We start from the raw sequence: 17,970 nt of genomic DNA on the forward strand, positions 1-17,970 counted from the left end.
GTAAAATGGGATTTAATTCGTTAGAATAAAAATAGTTACAACAAGAAAGAAGGAAAGAGAATGTACGATACGATTATTATCGGTGCAGGCCCTGCTGGGATGACTGCAGCCTTGTATGCAGCACGCAGTAATCTGAAAGTGGCTTTGATTGAAGGAGGCCTTCCAGGAGGTCAGATGAATAATACTTCTGACATTGAAAACTATCCAGGTTATGCCAATATCAGTGGTCCAGAATTAGCAGAAAAGATGTTTGAACCTCTTGAAAATCTGGGTGTTGAGCATCTCTATGGCTTTGTTGAAAATGTTGAGGACCATGGCAAATTCAAAAAAGTCGTAACAGACGACCAAGTTTATGAAACGCGCACAGTTATCGTAGCGACAGGTTCTAAGCATCGTCTCTTGGGAGTTCCTGGGGAAGAAGAACTCAATAGCCGTGGTGTTTCTTATTGTGCGGTTTGTGATGGAGCCTTTTTCCGCGACCAAGATTTGTTGGTTGTAGGTGGAGGTGACTCAGCAGTTGAAGAAGCAATCTTCTTAACACGGTTTGCAAAATCTGTAACTATCATTCACCGTCGTGATGAGCTTCGTGCTCAAAAAGTCTTGCAAGATAGAGCTTTTGCCAATGAAAAAATCAATTTCATTTGGGATTCTGTTGTCAAAGAAATCAAGGGTGAGAACCGTGTAGAGTCAGTTGTCATTGAAAATGTTAAAACAGGACAAGTGACAGAACAAGCCTTTGGTGGTGTCTTCATCTATGTTGGATTAGATCCTGTTAGTGATTTCGTTCAAGAATTGCAGATTCGAGACCAGGCAGGTTGGATTGTGACAGATGACCACATGAAGACAAGTGTTACAGGTGTCTTCGCAGTTGGGGATGTTCGTCAAAAAGACCTTCGTCAAGTCACAACTGCAGTTGGAGATGGCGCTATTGCAGGTCAAGAAGCTTATAAATATATTACCGAACATTATTAAAAAGGCGGTGGGACAGAAATCGATAGACAAAGTCTCGATTTCGTAGTCCCAGCCCGCGAGTGTGATTAGAGCTTTTTGGAGTCCAAAAGACGAACAAAAAGTTCAATCAGCTACCGCGTCAAAGTTTGATTACTAATAAAAAGTGAGGTTGGGACAAAAGATCCCGACCTCACTTTTTATTAGAGTCGATTTCGGAAGACTTCGTACATGAGGATAGCAGCTGCGACACTGGCATTGAGGCTCTGTACGTGACCATTCATAGGAATGGTGATCATCTCGTCTACTTGTTTCTTGATGTTGCTTGAAATACCTTTGCCTTCATTTCCGATGATGAGAGCAATCTTTCCTTTGGTATTCCATTTGTGGCAAGGAGTTCCATTCATATCAGTACCGAATGTCCAGAAGCCTTCATCCTTGAGTTTGTCCAAGGTTTGGCTGAGATTGGTCACGCGAGCGATAGGAACGTGTTCAATCGCACCTGTTGCTGTTTTTGCTACGACAGGAGTAACACCGACAGCTCGATGTTTGGGAATGATGACACCTGAAACATTGGTTGCATCCGCTGTTCTCAAGATAGAACCGAGATTATGTGGGTCCGTTAAACCATCAAGAATAAGTAGTAGTGGATTTTCTTCTTGACGTGTCTTAGCAAGAATTTGCTCAAGTTCAGTGTAGGCAAATTCAGAAACGCGCAAGACAAAACCTTGGTGAACAGCTTCTTCAGTCATCTCAGAAAGTGATTTTTTGGAAGTCCAAGAAATGGATACTTTCTTTTCAGTAGCCAATTCCTTAACTTTTTCCACATTCTTTCCTCGTAAATCTTCCTGAAGGTAGAGTTTGTTTCCAGTATTTGCTAAAAGAGCTTCTGTGACGGCATGAACGCCATAGACAATATCGTTTGTTTTCATATCTTCATTATAACACAAAATCCCGTCTTGCAACGGGATTTTCTTTATTCAAGAATGAGCAAGCCATCTTTAACTTCAAATGGATCTTTTTCATTGATACGATCGTAGAACATAATACCATTTAAGTGGTCAATTTCATGTTGAACAACAATAGAATTATAGCCTTTTAGTTTGATGCGGTGCTTTTCTCCATCTTTATCAAAATAGTCAACAGTTACTCGAGCATGGCGGATAACATAACCTGGAACAGCACGGTCAACAGACAAGCAACCTTCTCCTTCACCTAGAGCAGCATCTTGAACTGAGTGTGAGACGATTTTAGGATTGTACATAACAGCTTGTAAGTCATAGGCTTCTTGAGGAGTTTCACCTTCCTCGGTGATATTTGGTACCAGTACGGCGATGATGCGTTTTGAGATATCCAGCTGTGGTGCAGCAAGCCCAACACCTCCACGTAGCCCTAATTTTTCAGCCATAACAGGATCTTGCGAGTGTTTCAAAAATTGCATCATTTTTTCTCCAAGAATGATATCTTGGTCGCTCAAGGGGAAAGAGACCTCCTCGGCAACGGCACGAAGAGTAGGGTTCCCTTCGCGGATAATATCTTTCATATCGATTAAATGAGCAGCTTTGGTAATTCGTTCTATAGCAGACATATTCTTTCCTTTCCTTCCATTACAATTACATGATAACACAAAACAGACGAGAAAGAAAGTCACAGAAGCTGTTAAAAAATTATAGAATAAAAGGAAATACCTATTTGTCTGTGGTATAATAGAATGAGAAATATGACTTTAAAATTATGGGAGAAAAGTTATGGAACAACGTAGTAGTAGAAGAAAAAGTGGTCTCGTTTTACAAGCTATTAGACATTCTGTTCGTTTTTTCAGGAACTATAAGCAGTGGAATAATCGCACTTTTATTGTGGTCTTGTTAGCTTCGGTAGTTATCTCGATGCTGCTTACTTTATTAGTGGAAGGAGCTCGAGGGATTTCTTTAAGCAGTAGTGATCCAAGTTCCACACACCAACAGTCAAGTTCTCAGGCAAAGAATGCAGAGACGGAACAAGAAACAAGTGCTCGGATCATGGCCAATGGTGATTTGCTCTATCATGATATTATCTACATTTCAGCCAAAAAATCAGATGGCACCTATGATTTTCATGATAATTTTGAGTATGTAAAACCTTGGCTTAAGCAAGCAGACTTAGTTCTTGGTGATTTCGAAGGAACCGTAAATAAAGACCATTATCTTGCAGGCTATCCCTTGTTTAATGCACCTGGTGAAGTTATGGATGCTATAAAAGATGCGGGCTATCAAGTGCTAGACTTGGCTCATAATCATATCTTGGATTCTCAGATTGAGGGAGTGGTTTCAACTGCAGATGCTATTGAAAAGGCAGGAATGACGCCGGTCGGGGTCTATACCCATGAATCCCGAGATAAGGCACCTTTACTTATCAAGGAAGTTAATGGTATTAAAGTTGCTATTTTAGCCTATTCCTATGGTTTTAATGGTATTGAACAAAGTATTTCTCAAGAGGATTATAATCGTTATCTTTCAGACTTAGACGAAGATAAAATGAAGGCTGAAATTGAACGAGCAGAGAAGGAGGCGGATATTACAATTATCATGCCTCAGATGGGAGTTGAGTATCAAATTGAGCCGACTGAGGAGCAAAAGAAACTTTACCATAAAATGATTGATTGGGGAGCTGATATTATCTTTGGTGGTCACCCTCACGTTGTTGAACCAGCTGAAACGGTTGAAAAAGACGGTGATAAAAAGCTTATCATCTACTCTATGGGGAATTTTATCTCAAATCAACGGATTGAAACCATGCAGGATGTTGAAAATGCCAAGTGGACGGAACGTGGAGTCCTCATGGATGTGACTATTAAGAAGAAATCCGGAAAAACGACTATTGAGACGGCCCAAGCTCATCCAAGTTGGGTGAGTCGTACTCCAAAGGGAGGCTATTCTCCAGAAGGCTACCCACTCTATCTTTACCAAACCTATATCTTGGAAGATTTTATAGAGGGCGGGAAATACCGTAGTCAGTTAGACGAGGCCACCAAGGAACGGATTGATACAGCCTATAAAGAAATGAACGAGCATGTAGATTTGAAGTGGTAGTGACTTGGACCACAAGGAGACACAATGGAAATTAAGATAATAGCGACGGATATGGACGGTACTTTGTTGAATCCTCAAGGACAACTGGACCTACCTCGACTAGAGAAAATTTTAGATCAGTTAGATCAACGTGGCGTTCGTTTTGTCATTGCAACTGGAAATGAAGTTCATAGAATGCGACAATTACTGGGACATCTAGCAGATAGAGTAGTTCTCGTAGTTGCTAATGGTGCTCGTATATTCGAAAATGATCAATTGATTAAAGCTCAGACTTGGGATGATGCTATGGTTGATAGAGCTTTAGCTCATTTTAAAGGCAGAGAGTGCCAGGATCAGTTTGTTGTAACAGGTATGAATGGTGGATTTGTCAAGGAAGGCACTGTTTTTACAGAACTTGATAAATTTATGACTTCAGAGATGATAGAGAAATTCTATCAACGAATGCACTTTGTTGATGGATGGGATTCCAGTCTCTTTGGAGGTGTCCTTAAGATGAGTATGGTTGTTGGAGAAGAACGATCAGATGTGGTTTTACAGGAAATCAATGACTTGTTTGATGGTCATGTTCGAGCTGTTTCGAGTGGCTACGGCTGTATTGATATCTTACAAGATGGGATTCATAAGGCATGGGGCTTAAAAGAATTACTCAAACGTTGGGACTTGAAACCTGAACAAATTATGGCCTTTGGTGATAGTGAAAATGACATTGAAATGTTAGAGTTGGCAGGTATTTCATATGCCATGGAAAATGCAGAGGAGACTGTCAAAGAAGTAGCCACCAAAATAGCGCCAGCTAACAGTCAGGCAGGTGTTTACCAAGTTTTAGAAAACTGGCTAGAAGAAGGAGAATAACTTGGCAGTACAATTATTAGAGAATTGGCTCTTAAAAGAGCAAGAGAAAATTCAAACCAAGTATCGTGAACTTAATCAAATCTCGGTAATTGAACCAGATATCATTTTTATCGGGGATTCCATTATTGAATATTATCCCTTGCAAGAATTATTGGAAACGTCAAAAACCATTGTGAATCGAGGGATTCGAGGCTACCAGACGGGACTTTTACGAGAAAATCTTGATACTCATCTTTATGGCGATGCAGTGGATCAAATTGTACTTTTGATTGGGACAAATGACATTGGAAAAGATGTTCCAATGAATGAAGCGCTAAACAATCTTGAGAGCGTGATTCAAACCATTTCTCGCGACTATCCACTGTCACAGATAAAGCTAGTTTCCATTTTGCCGGTCAATGAGAGTACGGACTTCAAGCAGACAGTTTATATTCGTACCAATGAGAAAATCAAGGCCTGGAACCAAGCCTATCAAGACCTTGCCTCTGCCTATATGCAGGTTGAATACGTATCTGTTTTCGAGAACCTACTCGATCAGGAAGGGCAACTCAAGGCAGACTATACAACGGATGGTCTTCACCTCAGTGTTTCAGGTTATCAAGCTTTATCAAATATTTTAAGAAAATATATATTTTAGGATCAGTCTTTATCAGATATCTATCTTGTAATCAGTAATTTTACAAAAATAAAATTTACTCTAAACATTTGAATTGAATAAAAAAATATTTAATTTAAATGTTTAGAGCTTTTTATATAGAAAACATCATTGGATGAAGGTGATATGTAGATATAAAAGTTGTAATAATACGATTGGATAAAAAAAACGACATCAACAAACATTTATTTAACTTGAATTAATTGTCGTAAAAATGAATAATAATTACAAAAAGAGAATGATGTTAATTCTGTTTTTCTTGATTTAAAAGGCTACGATATGGTATACTGTTAGCGTTACTGGTAATGTGGGGAAGACCATTTTCTTTTCTGTAAAAAGTCAATAAACTTACATATTATTAGTTAAAATGTTAAAAAAGGAGAGCTTATCACATGATAAGAAGAGAGCAACAACGATTTTCTTTAAGAAAATACAAAGTTGGTGTCGCATCAGTTTTCTTAGGAACAACCCTTAGCTTCATGATGGCTAACGGTAGTGCTGTAAATGCTGCTGAGATTGTAGCAAAGCAAAATGCTGAGAATACTGAACTAGTCGGCAACAAGGACGACAAGGAAAAGTTGAAAGAGCCATCAACGGATGTGGTAACTTCAGCTAATTCCGAAACTTCAGAAGTTAAGCCAGAAACATCAATACCTGAAGTTAAGTCTGAAGAAGTAAAATCAGAAGAAACAAAAGCTGAAAAAGCTGAGGAAAAAACATCTGTTATTCCTGAGGCAAAACTAGAATCTTCTAAACCAGTAGCAGAAACTGCTTCAAAAGTAGAAGAAGTTGTAACAACTAAGCCTAAGGCAGAAGAAAAGACTGAATCTAAACCAGAGGACAAATCTGAGCCTAAATCAGAACTTTCAGCTGTAGCTGAAGCAACTAGCCTTGATACAACTGCTAGTGCAGCAAATGTTGAAGCAAAACCACTAGTAGATACAGAAACACTTGCTTTGGCAGCTGAGAACACTGTCAATGCGGGCGCTTTGGCTACAAATGGTGGTCGTCGCCGTAACCGTCGTGCTGCAACTGACCATAATACAGAAGCAATAGCAACATCAGCTACACTTAAGGACGGTGAAGTAGCGGATCCAGATATGTCAGATCCTGCTGGTGCAACTGTTAAATCACAGAATGTGCCTGCTGGTTATGAAAGAAAAACTGGAGATTACTATACATTTAGTATCTTAGACCTTACAAAATTCAATGAACGCTACAATACTAACTACTACGTTCGTATCTATAAGAACTTTAGTGACTCAACTGATTCTGTTGCGGAATTGATTGATAAGACAACTGGTGCAGTAGTTGAAACGAAGACTATCACTGCTACTAGTGGTGTTCAACAATTTACGACAACTGCAACCAAGTCAAATTCTGAGTTGACCTTCCAAATTGATTACCAAGCAGGTAAGGGGACAGCTGGTGATAAAACTGACGAGCCTTTTTTGCAAGTCGGCTATAAAGTTGGGGATAGTATTACATCTTTAGTAGCACCGGGACACACACTTACTCCTGATGAACAAGCGCGATATACTGCCGTTTATAATGCTCGTACTTCTACAGACGTGATGAACGTCGTAGAACCTGCTTACAATGGACGTACGATTACTGACAGTAACTTCAAACTTCCAAAGGTAGTGACTAAAACGACTTACTATAAGGTTGTAGACAAGTCAAACTCTACCTACAAGGCTAACAAAACAGATACAACAGTTCAAGACTATGTAGCAAACGGAAATGAAGTTGAACTAGCTAAGTACACCTTGACTGCTACAGAAGGTCAAAATTTCACTGCTTCTGGTGAACGTAAATTTGCTGGTTACAAGCTTTACCAAAAAGCGGATCCAGATAGCATGACTGGTTACGCTTCTCGCCCTTACACAGTTGGTAGCAAATTTATGGATGCTGACCGCTATGGCATTAAGCGAATCAAAGAAATTGTTGGAGAAGATGGTACAGTTGTTATTCGTGTTTATCTCCTTGATCCAAGACAACAGAGCAAACGTTCTGATGGTACATTAGAAACCGATGGTTATATGCTTCTTGCAGAAACCAAACCGATCAAACCAGGAAATGCTAACACTGAAGACTTGGTTGTTAAGAAAACCCCTCTTAATACAATTGCTTTCACGGATAAAGATGGGGTATACTATCCAAATGGTAAAGAAATTGAGTTTGGCTTCCAAACAGCTGCCGGGTATACACCTAAGAAAACAGTATTCGTACCATTCTTGGGAGACAACATTGGTTACGCTATTTCAAACGAACAATTAGTAAAAGGAATATTTAGTAGTGGTATTAACGTTGACTTGTTGAATAGTCTAACACCTTATAAATCAACCGTTTACTACTATGAAAAAGTAGAACCAGTAACTTATACACCTGAAGTAAGTAAAGTTCTTGAAGGACGTACTTTGAACGATGGTGACTTTAACTTTACTCTTAAACAAGAAGGTGGTACACACCAAGAAACTGTTACAAACAAAAATGGTAAGGCAACCTTTAGTGAACTAACTTTCGAAAAACCAGGTACTTATACTTATAAGATTACAGAAGTTGCTGGTTCAGATACGAATGTTGACTATGATGGTATGGAGGTTACTCTCACAGTTACCGTTACACAAAATGCTCAAGATAAACTTGAAGTTCAAGCAGTTTATAAGTCAACAGGTGGTCATGCTGAAGGTGAAAATGACAAGGTATTTAACAACTATGTTGTAGCTCCAGTTAAGACTAAGTTTGACTTCAGCAAGAAATTGGATGGCCGTAAGTTGAAAGATGGCGAATTTACATTTGCCTTGAAAGATTCAACTGGTAAAACAATCCAAACGAAAACAAATAATGCAGCTGGTGTCATCTCATTTGACGATTTGACCTTTGACAACACTCAAGTTGGTACACACAAGTACACTGTTGAAGAAGTTATCCCAACAAATAAAGTGTCAGGTTTACCAACTAAAGAAGAAGGTATGACTTATGACACCATGAAGGCTGAAGTGACAATCACTGTTACTAAGGAAGGTCATGTGCTTAAAGCAACAAACACACTTCCTGCAGATACAGAGTTCAACAATACCTTCACACCATCTCCTGTTAAAGTAAACCTTGAGTTTGATAAATCACTCTCAAATGGTAACTTGAATGCAGGTGACTTTAGCTTCACTTTGACTGGTGATAACAATGTTAATGAAACTGTAACTAATAAAGCTGACGGTAAGATTAACTTTAGCGAATTGTCATTTGACCAAGCAGGAGTCTACAACTACACAGTTAAAGAAGTTAAAGGCGATAAAGCTGATGTAGACTACGATGCAATGACTATCGCAGTTAAAGTAACAGTTACAAAAGATGAGAATACAGGTCTCTTGGTAGCTAATACTGAAATGACTTCAACAGGTGGTGAAGCAACTGGTACTGACGATAAAGTCTTTAACAACCACGTTGTGGCGCCTGTAACTGCCCAATTTGACTTTAGTAAAGCTCTTGCAGGCCGTAAACTCAAGGCTGGTGAATTTAGCTTTGTATTGAAAGACAAAGATGGCACTGTTATCCAAACAAAACAAAACGATGCCGCTGGTAACGTTAAATTTGACGCCTTGACATTTACGAATGCTCAAGTCGGTGATCATAACTACACTGTAGAAGAAGTTATTCCAGAAACAAAAGAAGCTGGCATGACTTACGATACCATGAAGGCAAACGTGACAGTTACTGTTACAAAATCAGGTCACGCTCTTACTGCTGTAGCAGCACTTCCAGCAGATAAAGAATTTAACAATACCTTCACACCAACTGCAACACAAGCTCAATTCAAGTTTACTAAGAAACTCGAAGGTAAAGAACTGGTAGCAGATGCCTTTACATTTGAATTGCTTGAAAATGGAAATGTTATCCAAACGAAGAAAAACGCGGCTGATGGAACTATCCAGTTTGACGCGATTTCTTATGATAAAGAAGGTACTCATACCTATACTGTACGTGAAGTAGCTGGAACTGACACAAACATTGACTATGATTCAATGAATGCAGAAGTAACCGTAACAGTTACGAAAGATGCTGCATCTGGCCTCTTGAATGCAGCAGTTACAATGCCGGATGATACTGAGTTCAATAACTACCATGTAGCTCCAGTTGTTGCAAGATTTGACTTTACTAAGAAATTAGCAGGTCGTGAACTTAAAGACGGCGAATTTAGCTTTGTTCTTAAAGATTCAACTGGTCAAACTCTTGAAACAGTAACAAATAAAGCTGACGGAACAGTAACATTTACTGAATTATCATTTGATAATACTAAAGTTGGAACTCATACCTATACAGTAGAAGAAGTTATCCCATCTACTAAAGAGCTTGGTATGACTTATGATACTATGAAAGCAACAGTCACAGTTGAAGTTGCTAAGAATGGTCATACCTTGACTACTGTAACAAACGTAACGTCAACTGGCGGTGTCAATGCTGATGGAACTTCAACAGAAGGAACTGATGATAAAGAATTCAACAACAAGATCACTCCTCCTGAAACACCTGAATTCCAACCTGAAAAATTTGTTCTTAACAAAGAGAAATTTGACATTACAGGATCAAAACTTGTAGATGATGACGATGAGTTGACTGATGAGTACACTGCTACAAATGCAAACCCATATGCAGATGGAACTTCAAACAACGAAGCAGAAAACATCAATACTAAGACGGTTGAACGTGGTGATAAATTAGTTTACCAAGTATGGTTGGATACTAAGAACTTCACTGACAAAAACAACATCCAATCTGTTGGTATCTCTGATACCTATGATTCAGAAAAATTAACTGTAAATGCTGCTGATATTAAAGCATATGACAGTGAAACTGGTGATGACGTAACTGACAAGTTTGACATTAAGGTTGAAAATGGTGTCATTACAGCAACATCTAAGACTTCTGTAAACAAATCACTAGGTGATGTTGATAATACACAAGTTATTGATACAACTAAATTTGCATTTGGTCGCTACTATAAATTTGATATCCCAGCAACTGTTAAAGATGACGTTGCCGGTGGAGTGGATATTGAAAATAAAGCCAACCAAATCGTTCATGTTTATAACCCAGTAAGCAAATCTGTTGAAAAACCAGAAAAACCAACTCAAAAACGTGTAAACTCTGTACCAATCACTGCAGAATTCAACTTCACAAAACGTTTGGAAGGTCGTGAGCTTAAAGCTGGCGAATTTACATTCGAGTTGAAAGACAGCGACAATATTGTGATTGCGACTGCAACCAACGATGCAGATGGTAAGATTAAATTCTCTCCGGTAGAGTACACAAATAAAGCTGGTGAAAAAGTCACTGCCCTTAAATACAAGAAGGGTCAAGAAGGTACTTACACATACTCTGTAACAGAGGTGAAAGGTACAGACGCAACTGTCACTTACGATACTATGAAGGCAGAAGTAACTGTAACAGTATCTCATGACGGTACAGCTAAAGCATTGGTTGCTAACGTAACTGAACCAGCTGATAAAGAGTTTAACAACGTCGTAACTCCTCCAGAAGAACCTAAGTTCCAACCAGAGAAATACGTTGTTTCTGAAGAGAAATTCGATATCACAGGCGACAAACTCGTTGACGATGATTCTGAATTGACTGATAAATATGGTGAAACAAATACAAACCCATACGCAGATGGAACTTCAAACAACGAAGCTCAAAACTTGAATACGAAGACTGTGAAACGTGGCGACAAATTGGTTTACCAAGTTTGGTTGGATACAACTAAATTCGACGCAGCTAACAAGGACAACATTCAATCAGTAGGAATCTCAGATGACTACGATGAAACTAAGTTGGATCTTGATTCTACTAAGATCAAAGCTTACGATTCAGTAACAGGTGATGATGTCACAGCTAAATTCGATATCGTTGTTAACAACGGTGTGATCACTGCAACCCTTAAAGCTGGCTTCACTAAGTCACTTGGAGACGCAGAAAATACTCAAATCATCGACACAACTAAATTCGAATTCGGACGTTACTACAAGTTTGACATCCCAGCAACTGTTAAAGCTGACGTTAAAGGTGGAGTAGACATCGAAAATACTGCGGCTCAAATTGTAAACTACTACAACCCAGTAAGCAAAACTGTTGAAAAACCAAGCAAACCAACTGAAAAACGTGTGAACAGCGTACCAGTATCAGTAGAATTCAACTTCACTAAACGTTTGGAAGGCCGTGAGCTTAAAGCTAACGAATTCAGCTTCGTACTGAAAGATTCAACAGGTAAAGTGGTTGAAACAGTAAGCAACGATAAAGATGGAAACGTTAAGTTCTCAGCTATCGAATTCAAGAAAGAACAAGCAGGCGTTCACAACTACACAGTTGAAGAAGTAGCTGGAACAGACGCGACCGTTACATACGACACAATGAAAGCGAATGTAACAGTAACTGTTTCTCACGATGGAACAGCTAAAGTTCTTGTGGCAACTGTTGGCGATATCGCTGATAAAGAGTTCAACAACAAGGTGACTCCACCAGAAGAGCCTAAGTTCCAACCAGAGAAATACGTTGTTTCTGAAGAGAAATACGATATTACTGGTGACAAGCTCGTTGATGATGATAAAGAGTTGGCAGACAAGTACGCAGATACCAATGCGAACCCATATGCGGACGATGCATCAAACAACGAAGCTCAAAACTTGAATACCAAGACTGTGAAACGTGGCGACAAGTTGGTTTACCAAGTATGGCTTGATACAACTAAATTTGACGCAGCTAACAAGGACAACATCCAATCAGTAGGAATCTCAGATGACTACGATGAAGCTAAATTGGAACTTGATTCTACTAAGATCAAAGCTTACGATTCAGTAACAGGCGCAGAAGTAACCGATAAATTCGATATCGCTGTGGACAACGGTGTGATCACTGCAACTCTTAAAGCTGGCTTCACTAAGTCACTTGGAGACGCAGAAGATACTCAAATCATCGATACAACTAAGTTCGCATTCGGACGTTACTACAAGTTCGACATCCCAACAACAGTGAAAGCTGATGTACCTGGTGGTGTAGATATTGAAAATACTGCAGCTCAAGTAGTCAACTACTACAACCCAACTACTAAGAAAGTTGAAAAACCAAGCAAACCAACTGAAAAACGTGTGAACAGCGTACCAGTATCAGTAGAATTCAACTTCACTAAACGTTTGGAAGGTCGTGAGCTTAAAGCTAACGAATTCAGCTTCGTTCTTAAAGATTCAGAAGGTAAGACTCTTGAAACTGTAAGCAACGATGCGGCTGGTAACGTTAAGTTCAAAGCTCTTGAATTCAAGAAAGGTCAAGAAGGCGTACACAACTACACAGTAGAAGAAGTAGCTGGAACAGACGCAACCGTTACATACGACACAATGAAAGCGAATGTAACAGTTACAGTTAAACACGATGGAACAGCTAAAGTTCTTGTAGCTAAAGTTGGAGACATCGCTGACAAAGAGTTCAACAACGTTGTAACACCTCCAGAAGAACCTAAGTTCCAACCAGAGAAATACGTTGTTTCTGAAGAGAAATTCGATATCACAGGCGACAAGCTCGTTGATGATGATAAAGAGTTGGCAGACAAGTACGCAGATACCAATGCGAACCCATATGCGGACGATGCATCAAACAACGAAGCTCAAAACTTGAACACCAAGACTGTGAAACGTGGCGACAAGTTGGTTTACCAAGTATGGTTGGATACAACTAAATTTGACGCAGCTAACAAGGACAACATCCAATCAGTAGGAATCTCAGATGGCTACGATGAAGCTAAATTGGAACTTGATTCTACTAAGATCAAAGCTTACGATTCAGTAACAGGCGCAGAAGTAACAGATAAATTCGATATCACTGTGAACAACGGTGTGATCACTGCAACTCTTAAAGCTGGCTTCACTAAGTCACTTGGAGACGCAGAAGATACTCAAATCATCGATACAACTAAGTTCGCATTTGGACGTTACTACAAGTTTGATATCCCAACAACAGTTAAAACTGATGTGGCAGCTGGTGTAGATATTGAAAATACTGCAGCTCAAGTAGTCAACTACTACAACCCAACTACTAAGAAAGTTGAAAAACCAAGCAAACCAACTGAAAAACGTGTGAACAGCGTACCAGTATCAGTAGAATTCAACTTCACTAAACGTTTGGAAGGTCGTGAGCTTAAAGCTAACGAATTCAGCTTCGTTCTTAAAGATTCAACAGGTAAAGTTGTTGAAACTGTAACGAACGATGCATCTGGAAACGTTAAGTTCTCAGCTATCGAATTCAAGAAAGAACAAGCAGGCGTTCACAACTACACTGTTGAAGAAGTAGCTGGAACAGACGCAACCGTTACATACGACACTATGAAAGCGAATGTAACAGTAACTGTTTCTCATGACGGAACAGCTAAAGTTCTTATCGCGACTGTAGGCGACATTGCGGATAAAGAATTTAACAACGTCGTAACTCCTCCAGAAGAACCTAAGTTCCAACCAGAGAAATACGTTGTTTCTGAAGAGAAATTCGATATCACAGGTGACAAGCTCGTTGACGATGATAAAGAGTTGGCAGACAAGTACGCAGATACAAATGCGAACCCATATGTGGATGATGCATCAAACAACGAAGAACAAAACATCAATACTAAGTCTGTTAAACGTGGCGACAAGTTGGTTTACCAAGTATGGTTGGATACAACTAAATTTGACGCAGCTAACAAGGACAACATCCAATCAGTAGGAATCTCAGATGACTACGATGAAACTAAGTTGGACCTTGACGCTACTAAGATCAAAGCTTACGATTCAGTAACAGGCGCAGAAGTAACCGATAAATTCGACATCACTGTGAACAACGGTGTGATCACTGCAACTCTTAAAGCTGGCTTCACTAAGTCACTTGGCGATGCAGAAAACACTCAAGTGATCGATACAACTAAATTCGCCTTCGGACGTTACTACAAGTTCGACATCCCAACAACAGTTAAAACTGATAAAGCTGATGTACCTGGCGGAGTAGATATCGAAAATACTGCGGCTCAAGTAGTCAACTACTACAACCCAACTACTAAGAAAGTTGAAAAACCTGAAAAACCAACTGAAAAACGTGTAAACAACGTTCCAGTTGAAGTGGAATTCAACTTCACTAAACGTTTGGAAGGCCGTGAGCTTAAAGAAAACGAATTCAGCTTCGTTCTTAAAGATTCAGAAGGTAAGACTCTTGAAACTGTAAGCAACGATGCAGCTGGTAACGTTAAGTTCAAAGCTCTTGAATTCAAGAAAGGTCAAGAAGGCGTACACAACTACACAGTAGAAGAAGTTAAAGGAACAGACGCAACCGTTACATACGACACAATGAAAGCGAATGTAACAGTCACAGTTAAACACGATGGAACAGCTAAAGTTCTTATCGCGACTGTAGGCGACATTGCGGATAAAGAATTTAACAACGTCGTAACTCCTCCAGAAGAACCTAAGTTCCAACCAGAGAAATACGTTGTTTCTGAAGAGAAATTCGATATCACAGGCGACAAGCTCGTTGATGATGATAAAGAGTTGGCAGACAAGTACGCAGATACCAATGCGAACCCATACGAAGATAAAACTGATAACAACGAAGCTGAAAACTTGAACACCAAGACTGTGAAACGTGGCGACAAGTTGATTTACCAAGTATGGCTTGATACAACTAAATTTGATGCGGCTAACAAGGACAACATCCAATCAGTAGGAATCTCAGATGACTACGATGAAGCTAAATTGGAACTTGATTCTACTAAGATCAAAGCTTACGATTCAGTAACAGGCGCAGAAGTAACAGATAAATTCGACATCACAGTTGAAGGTGGAGTAATCACTGCAACTCTTAAAGCTGGCTTCACTAAGTCACTTGGAGACGCAGAAGATACTCAAATCATCGATACAACTAAGTTCGCCTTCGGACGTTACTACAAGTTCGACATCCCAACAACAGTGAAAGCTGATGTACCTGGTGGTGTAGATATTGAAAATACTGCGGCTCAAGTAGTCAACTACTACAACCCAACTACGAAGAAAGTTGAAAAACCAAGCAAACCAACTGAAAAACGTGTAAATAGCGTTCCAGTTCCACTTGATCTTAAATTCACGAAATCTCTTGAAGGTCGTCAATTGCAAGATCAAGAATTCACATTCGTTCTTAAGAAAGATGGCAATGTTGTCGAAACAGTGAAGAATGACGCTACTGGTAAAATTACCTTCAAGACTCTTGAATTTGGTAAAGACGATCTTGGTAAGACTTATAACTATACTGTAGAGGAAGTAGCTGGAACAGACGCAACAGTCAAATACGACACAATGGTTGCGACTGTTAAAGTTGTGGTATCTCACGATGGAACAGCCAAAGCAATCGTTGCGAACGTAACAGATGCGGCTGATAAAGAGTTCAACAACGTTGTAACACCTCCAGAAGAACCTAAGTTCCAACCAGAGAAATACGTTGTTTCTGAAGAGAAATTCGATATCACAGGTGACAAGCTCGTTGACGATGATAAAGAGTTGGCAGACAAGTACGCAGATACAAATGCGAACCCATATGCGGATGATGCATCAAACAACGAAGCTCAAAACTTGAACACCAAGACTGTGAAACGTGGCGCTAAATTGGTTTACCAAGTATGGTTGGATACAACTAAATTTGACGCAGCTAACAAGGACAACATCCAATCAGTAGGAATCTCAGATGACTACGATGAAGCTAAATTGGAACTTGATTCTACTAAGATCAAAGCTTACGATTCAGTAACAGGCGCAGAAGTAACAGATAAATTCGATATCACTGTGAACAACGGTGTGATCACTGCAACTCTTAAAGCTGGCTTCACTAAGTCACTTGGAGACGCAGAAGATACTCAAATCATCGATACAACTAAGTTCGCCTTCGGACGTTACTACAAGTTCGACATCCCAACAACAGTGAAAGCTGATGTACCTGGTGGTGTAGATATTGAAAATACTGCGGCTCAAGTAGTCAACTACTACAACCCAACTACTAAGAAAGTTGAAAAACCTGAAAAACCAACTGAAAAACGTGTAAACAACGTTCCAGTTGAAGTAGAATTCAACTTCACGAAACGTTTGGAAGGTCGTGAGCTTAAAGCTAACGAATTCAGCTTCGTTCTTAAAGATTCAGAAGGTAAGACTCTTGAAACTGTAAGCAACGATGCGGCTGGTAACGTTAAGTTCAAAGCTCTTGAATTCAAGAAAGGTCAAGAAGGCGTACACAACTACACAGTAGAAGAAGTTAAAGGAACAGACGCAACCGTTACATATGACACCATGAAAGCGAATGTAACAGTTACAGTGAAACACGATGGAACAGCTAAAGTTCTTATCGCGACTGTAGGCGACATTGCGGATAAAGAATTTAACAACCGTGTTACACCTCCAGAAACTCCTGAGTTCAATCCAGAGAAATATATTCTGAATGAAGAGAAATTTGATATCACTGGAAATAAACTCCTTGATGATGATAAAGAGTTGACTGATAAAGTAGCTGATACCAACAAAGATCCATATGTGGACAAAGTTGATAATAATGAAAAGCAAAATATCAATACTCAAACACTCCATAAGGGTGATAAGGTTGTTTACCAAGTATGGTTAGATACAACTAAATTCACTGAAGCTCACAATATTCAATCTGTTGGTATTACAGACAAATATGATAGCGAAAACTTGGATGTTAATGTAGCTGAAATTAAGGCTTATGATTCAGTAACTGGTGAAGATGTGACAGCTAAGTTTGATATCTCAATTGTGGATGGTGTCATTACTGCTACATCTAAGGCTGACTTGACTAAGTCACTTGGAGATGCAGAAAATACTCAAGTAATCGACACTGCTAAATTAGCATTTGGACGTTACTACAAGTTTGATATTCCAGCACGTATCAAGGGAACTGCTAAAGAAGGTGTAGATATTGAAAATACAGCTTCTCAAATTGTTCACCAATATGATCCAACTAAGAAATCAGTTGAAAAACCAGAAAAACCAACTGAAAAACGTGTTGTTAATATTCCAGTGAAAGTTGAATTCAACTTCACGAAGAAATTGGAAGGTCGTGCGTTGAAAGCTGGTGAATTCAGCTTCGTATTGAAAGACAAAGATGGTAACGTGATTGAAACCGTAAGTAATGATGCTGAAGGTAAGATCAAGTTCTCAGCTCTTGAATTCAAACGTGGTCAAGAAGGTACTTATATCTATCATGTAGAAGAAGTGAAGGGTACAGAGGCTGGAGTTGAGTACGATAAGATGGTAGCGACTGTTGGAGTTACTGTAACTAAGGATGGTAAAGTGTTGACTCTTACTTCACAAATGCCTGAAGATACTGAGTTTAACAACAAGGTAACACCACCAACACCCTGTCTCTTATACACATCTCCGAGCCCACGAGACGGACTCC

General features: G+C 39.4%; 7 protein-coding genes. 5 read left to right on the forward strand and 2 right to left on the reverse strand.

What is annotated here, in order from left to right; genetic code table 11:
• Window positions 1–60 precede the first annotated feature (60 nt).
• The gene (gene trxB, locus PCY08_RS01155) at window positions 61–972 is read left to right on the forward strand and encodes a thioredoxin-disulfide reductase (RefSeq protein ID WP_301559166.1); all 912 of its coding nucleotides are present in this window, start codon (window positions 61–63) and stop codon (window positions 970–972) included.
• Between the two features lie 179 nt (window positions 973–1,151).
• On the opposite strand, the gene rlmB is transcribed toward trxB, so the two are convergent.
• Both rlmB and def read right to left on the reverse strand, forming a co-directional pair.
• Window positions 1,152–1,880 (reverse strand): 23S rRNA (guanosine(2251)-2'-O)-methyltransferase RlmB, encoded by a 729-nt coding sequence (rlmB, locus tag PCY08_RS01160; RefSeq protein WP_301559167.1) that lies wholly within the window; start codon window positions 1,878–1,880, stop codon window positions 1,152–1,154.
• A gap of 44 nt (window positions 1,881–1,924) precedes the next feature.
• The gene (gene def / locus PCY08_RS01165) at window positions 1,925–2,536 is read right to left on the reverse strand and encodes a peptide deformylase (protein WP_001272935.1); all 612 of its coding nucleotides are present in this window, start codon (window positions 2,534–2,536) and stop codon (window positions 1,925–1,927) included.
• 160 nt (window positions 2,537–2,696) lie between these two features.
• Here def and PCY08_RS01170 point away from each other — a divergent pair, with 160 nt between their 5' ends.
• From PCY08_RS01170 to PCY08_RS01185, 4 genes are all read left to right on the forward strand, one after another.
• Entirely contained in the window at window positions 2,697–4,016 is a 1,320-nt protein-coding gene (locus PCY08_RS01170) for a CapA family protein (protein WP_301559168.1), read from the forward strand.
• Between the two features lie 24 nt (window positions 4,017–4,040).
• Window positions 4,041–4,868, forward strand: coding sequence for a Cof-type HAD-IIB family hydrolase (locus PCY08_RS01175; RefSeq protein WP_301559169.1), 828 nt, complete (start codon window positions 4,041–4,043; stop codon window positions 4,866–4,868).
• A 1-nt stretch (window position 4,869) separates the two neighbouring features.
• Window positions 4,870–5,505 (forward strand): SGNH/GDSL hydrolase family protein, encoded by a 636-nt coding sequence (locus PCY08_RS01180; protein WP_301559170.1) that lies wholly within the window; start codon window positions 4,870–4,872, stop codon window positions 5,503–5,505.
• Between the two features lie 410 nt (window positions 5,506–5,915).
• Window positions 5,916–17,970: FctA domain-containing protein (locus tag PCY08_RS01185; RefSeq protein ID WP_301559171.1), on the forward strand; the 12,055-nt coding region annotated here is incomplete at its 3' end.

This window comes from Streptococcus sp. SO4 (genome assembly GCF_030440055.1).
In the GTDB taxonomy this organism is placed as follows: domain Bacteria; phylum Bacillota; class Bacilli; order Lactobacillales; family Streptococcaceae; genus Streptococcus; species Streptococcus nidrosiense.

Excerpts from the sequence above, each read along its gene's own strand:
- trxB (WP_301559166.1), top strand. The coding sequence starts at position 61 with ATGTACGATACGATTATTATCGGTGCAGGCCCTGCTGGGATGACTGCA.
- PCY08_RS01170 (WP_301559168.1), top strand. The coding sequence starts at position 2,697 with ATGGAACAACGTAGTAGTAGAAGAAAAAGTGGTCTCGTTTTACAAGCT.
- PCY08_RS01175 (WP_301559169.1), top strand. The coding sequence starts at position 4,041 with ATGGAAATTAAGATAATAGCGACGGATATGGACGGTACTTTGTTGAAT.
- rlmB (WP_301559167.1), bottom strand. The coding sequence starts at position 1,880 with ATGAAAACAAACGATATTGTCTATGGCGTTCATGCCGTCACAGAAGCT.
- def (WP_001272935.1), bottom strand. The coding sequence starts at position 2,536 with ATGTCTGCTATAGAACGAATTACCAAAGCTGCTCATTTAATCGATATG.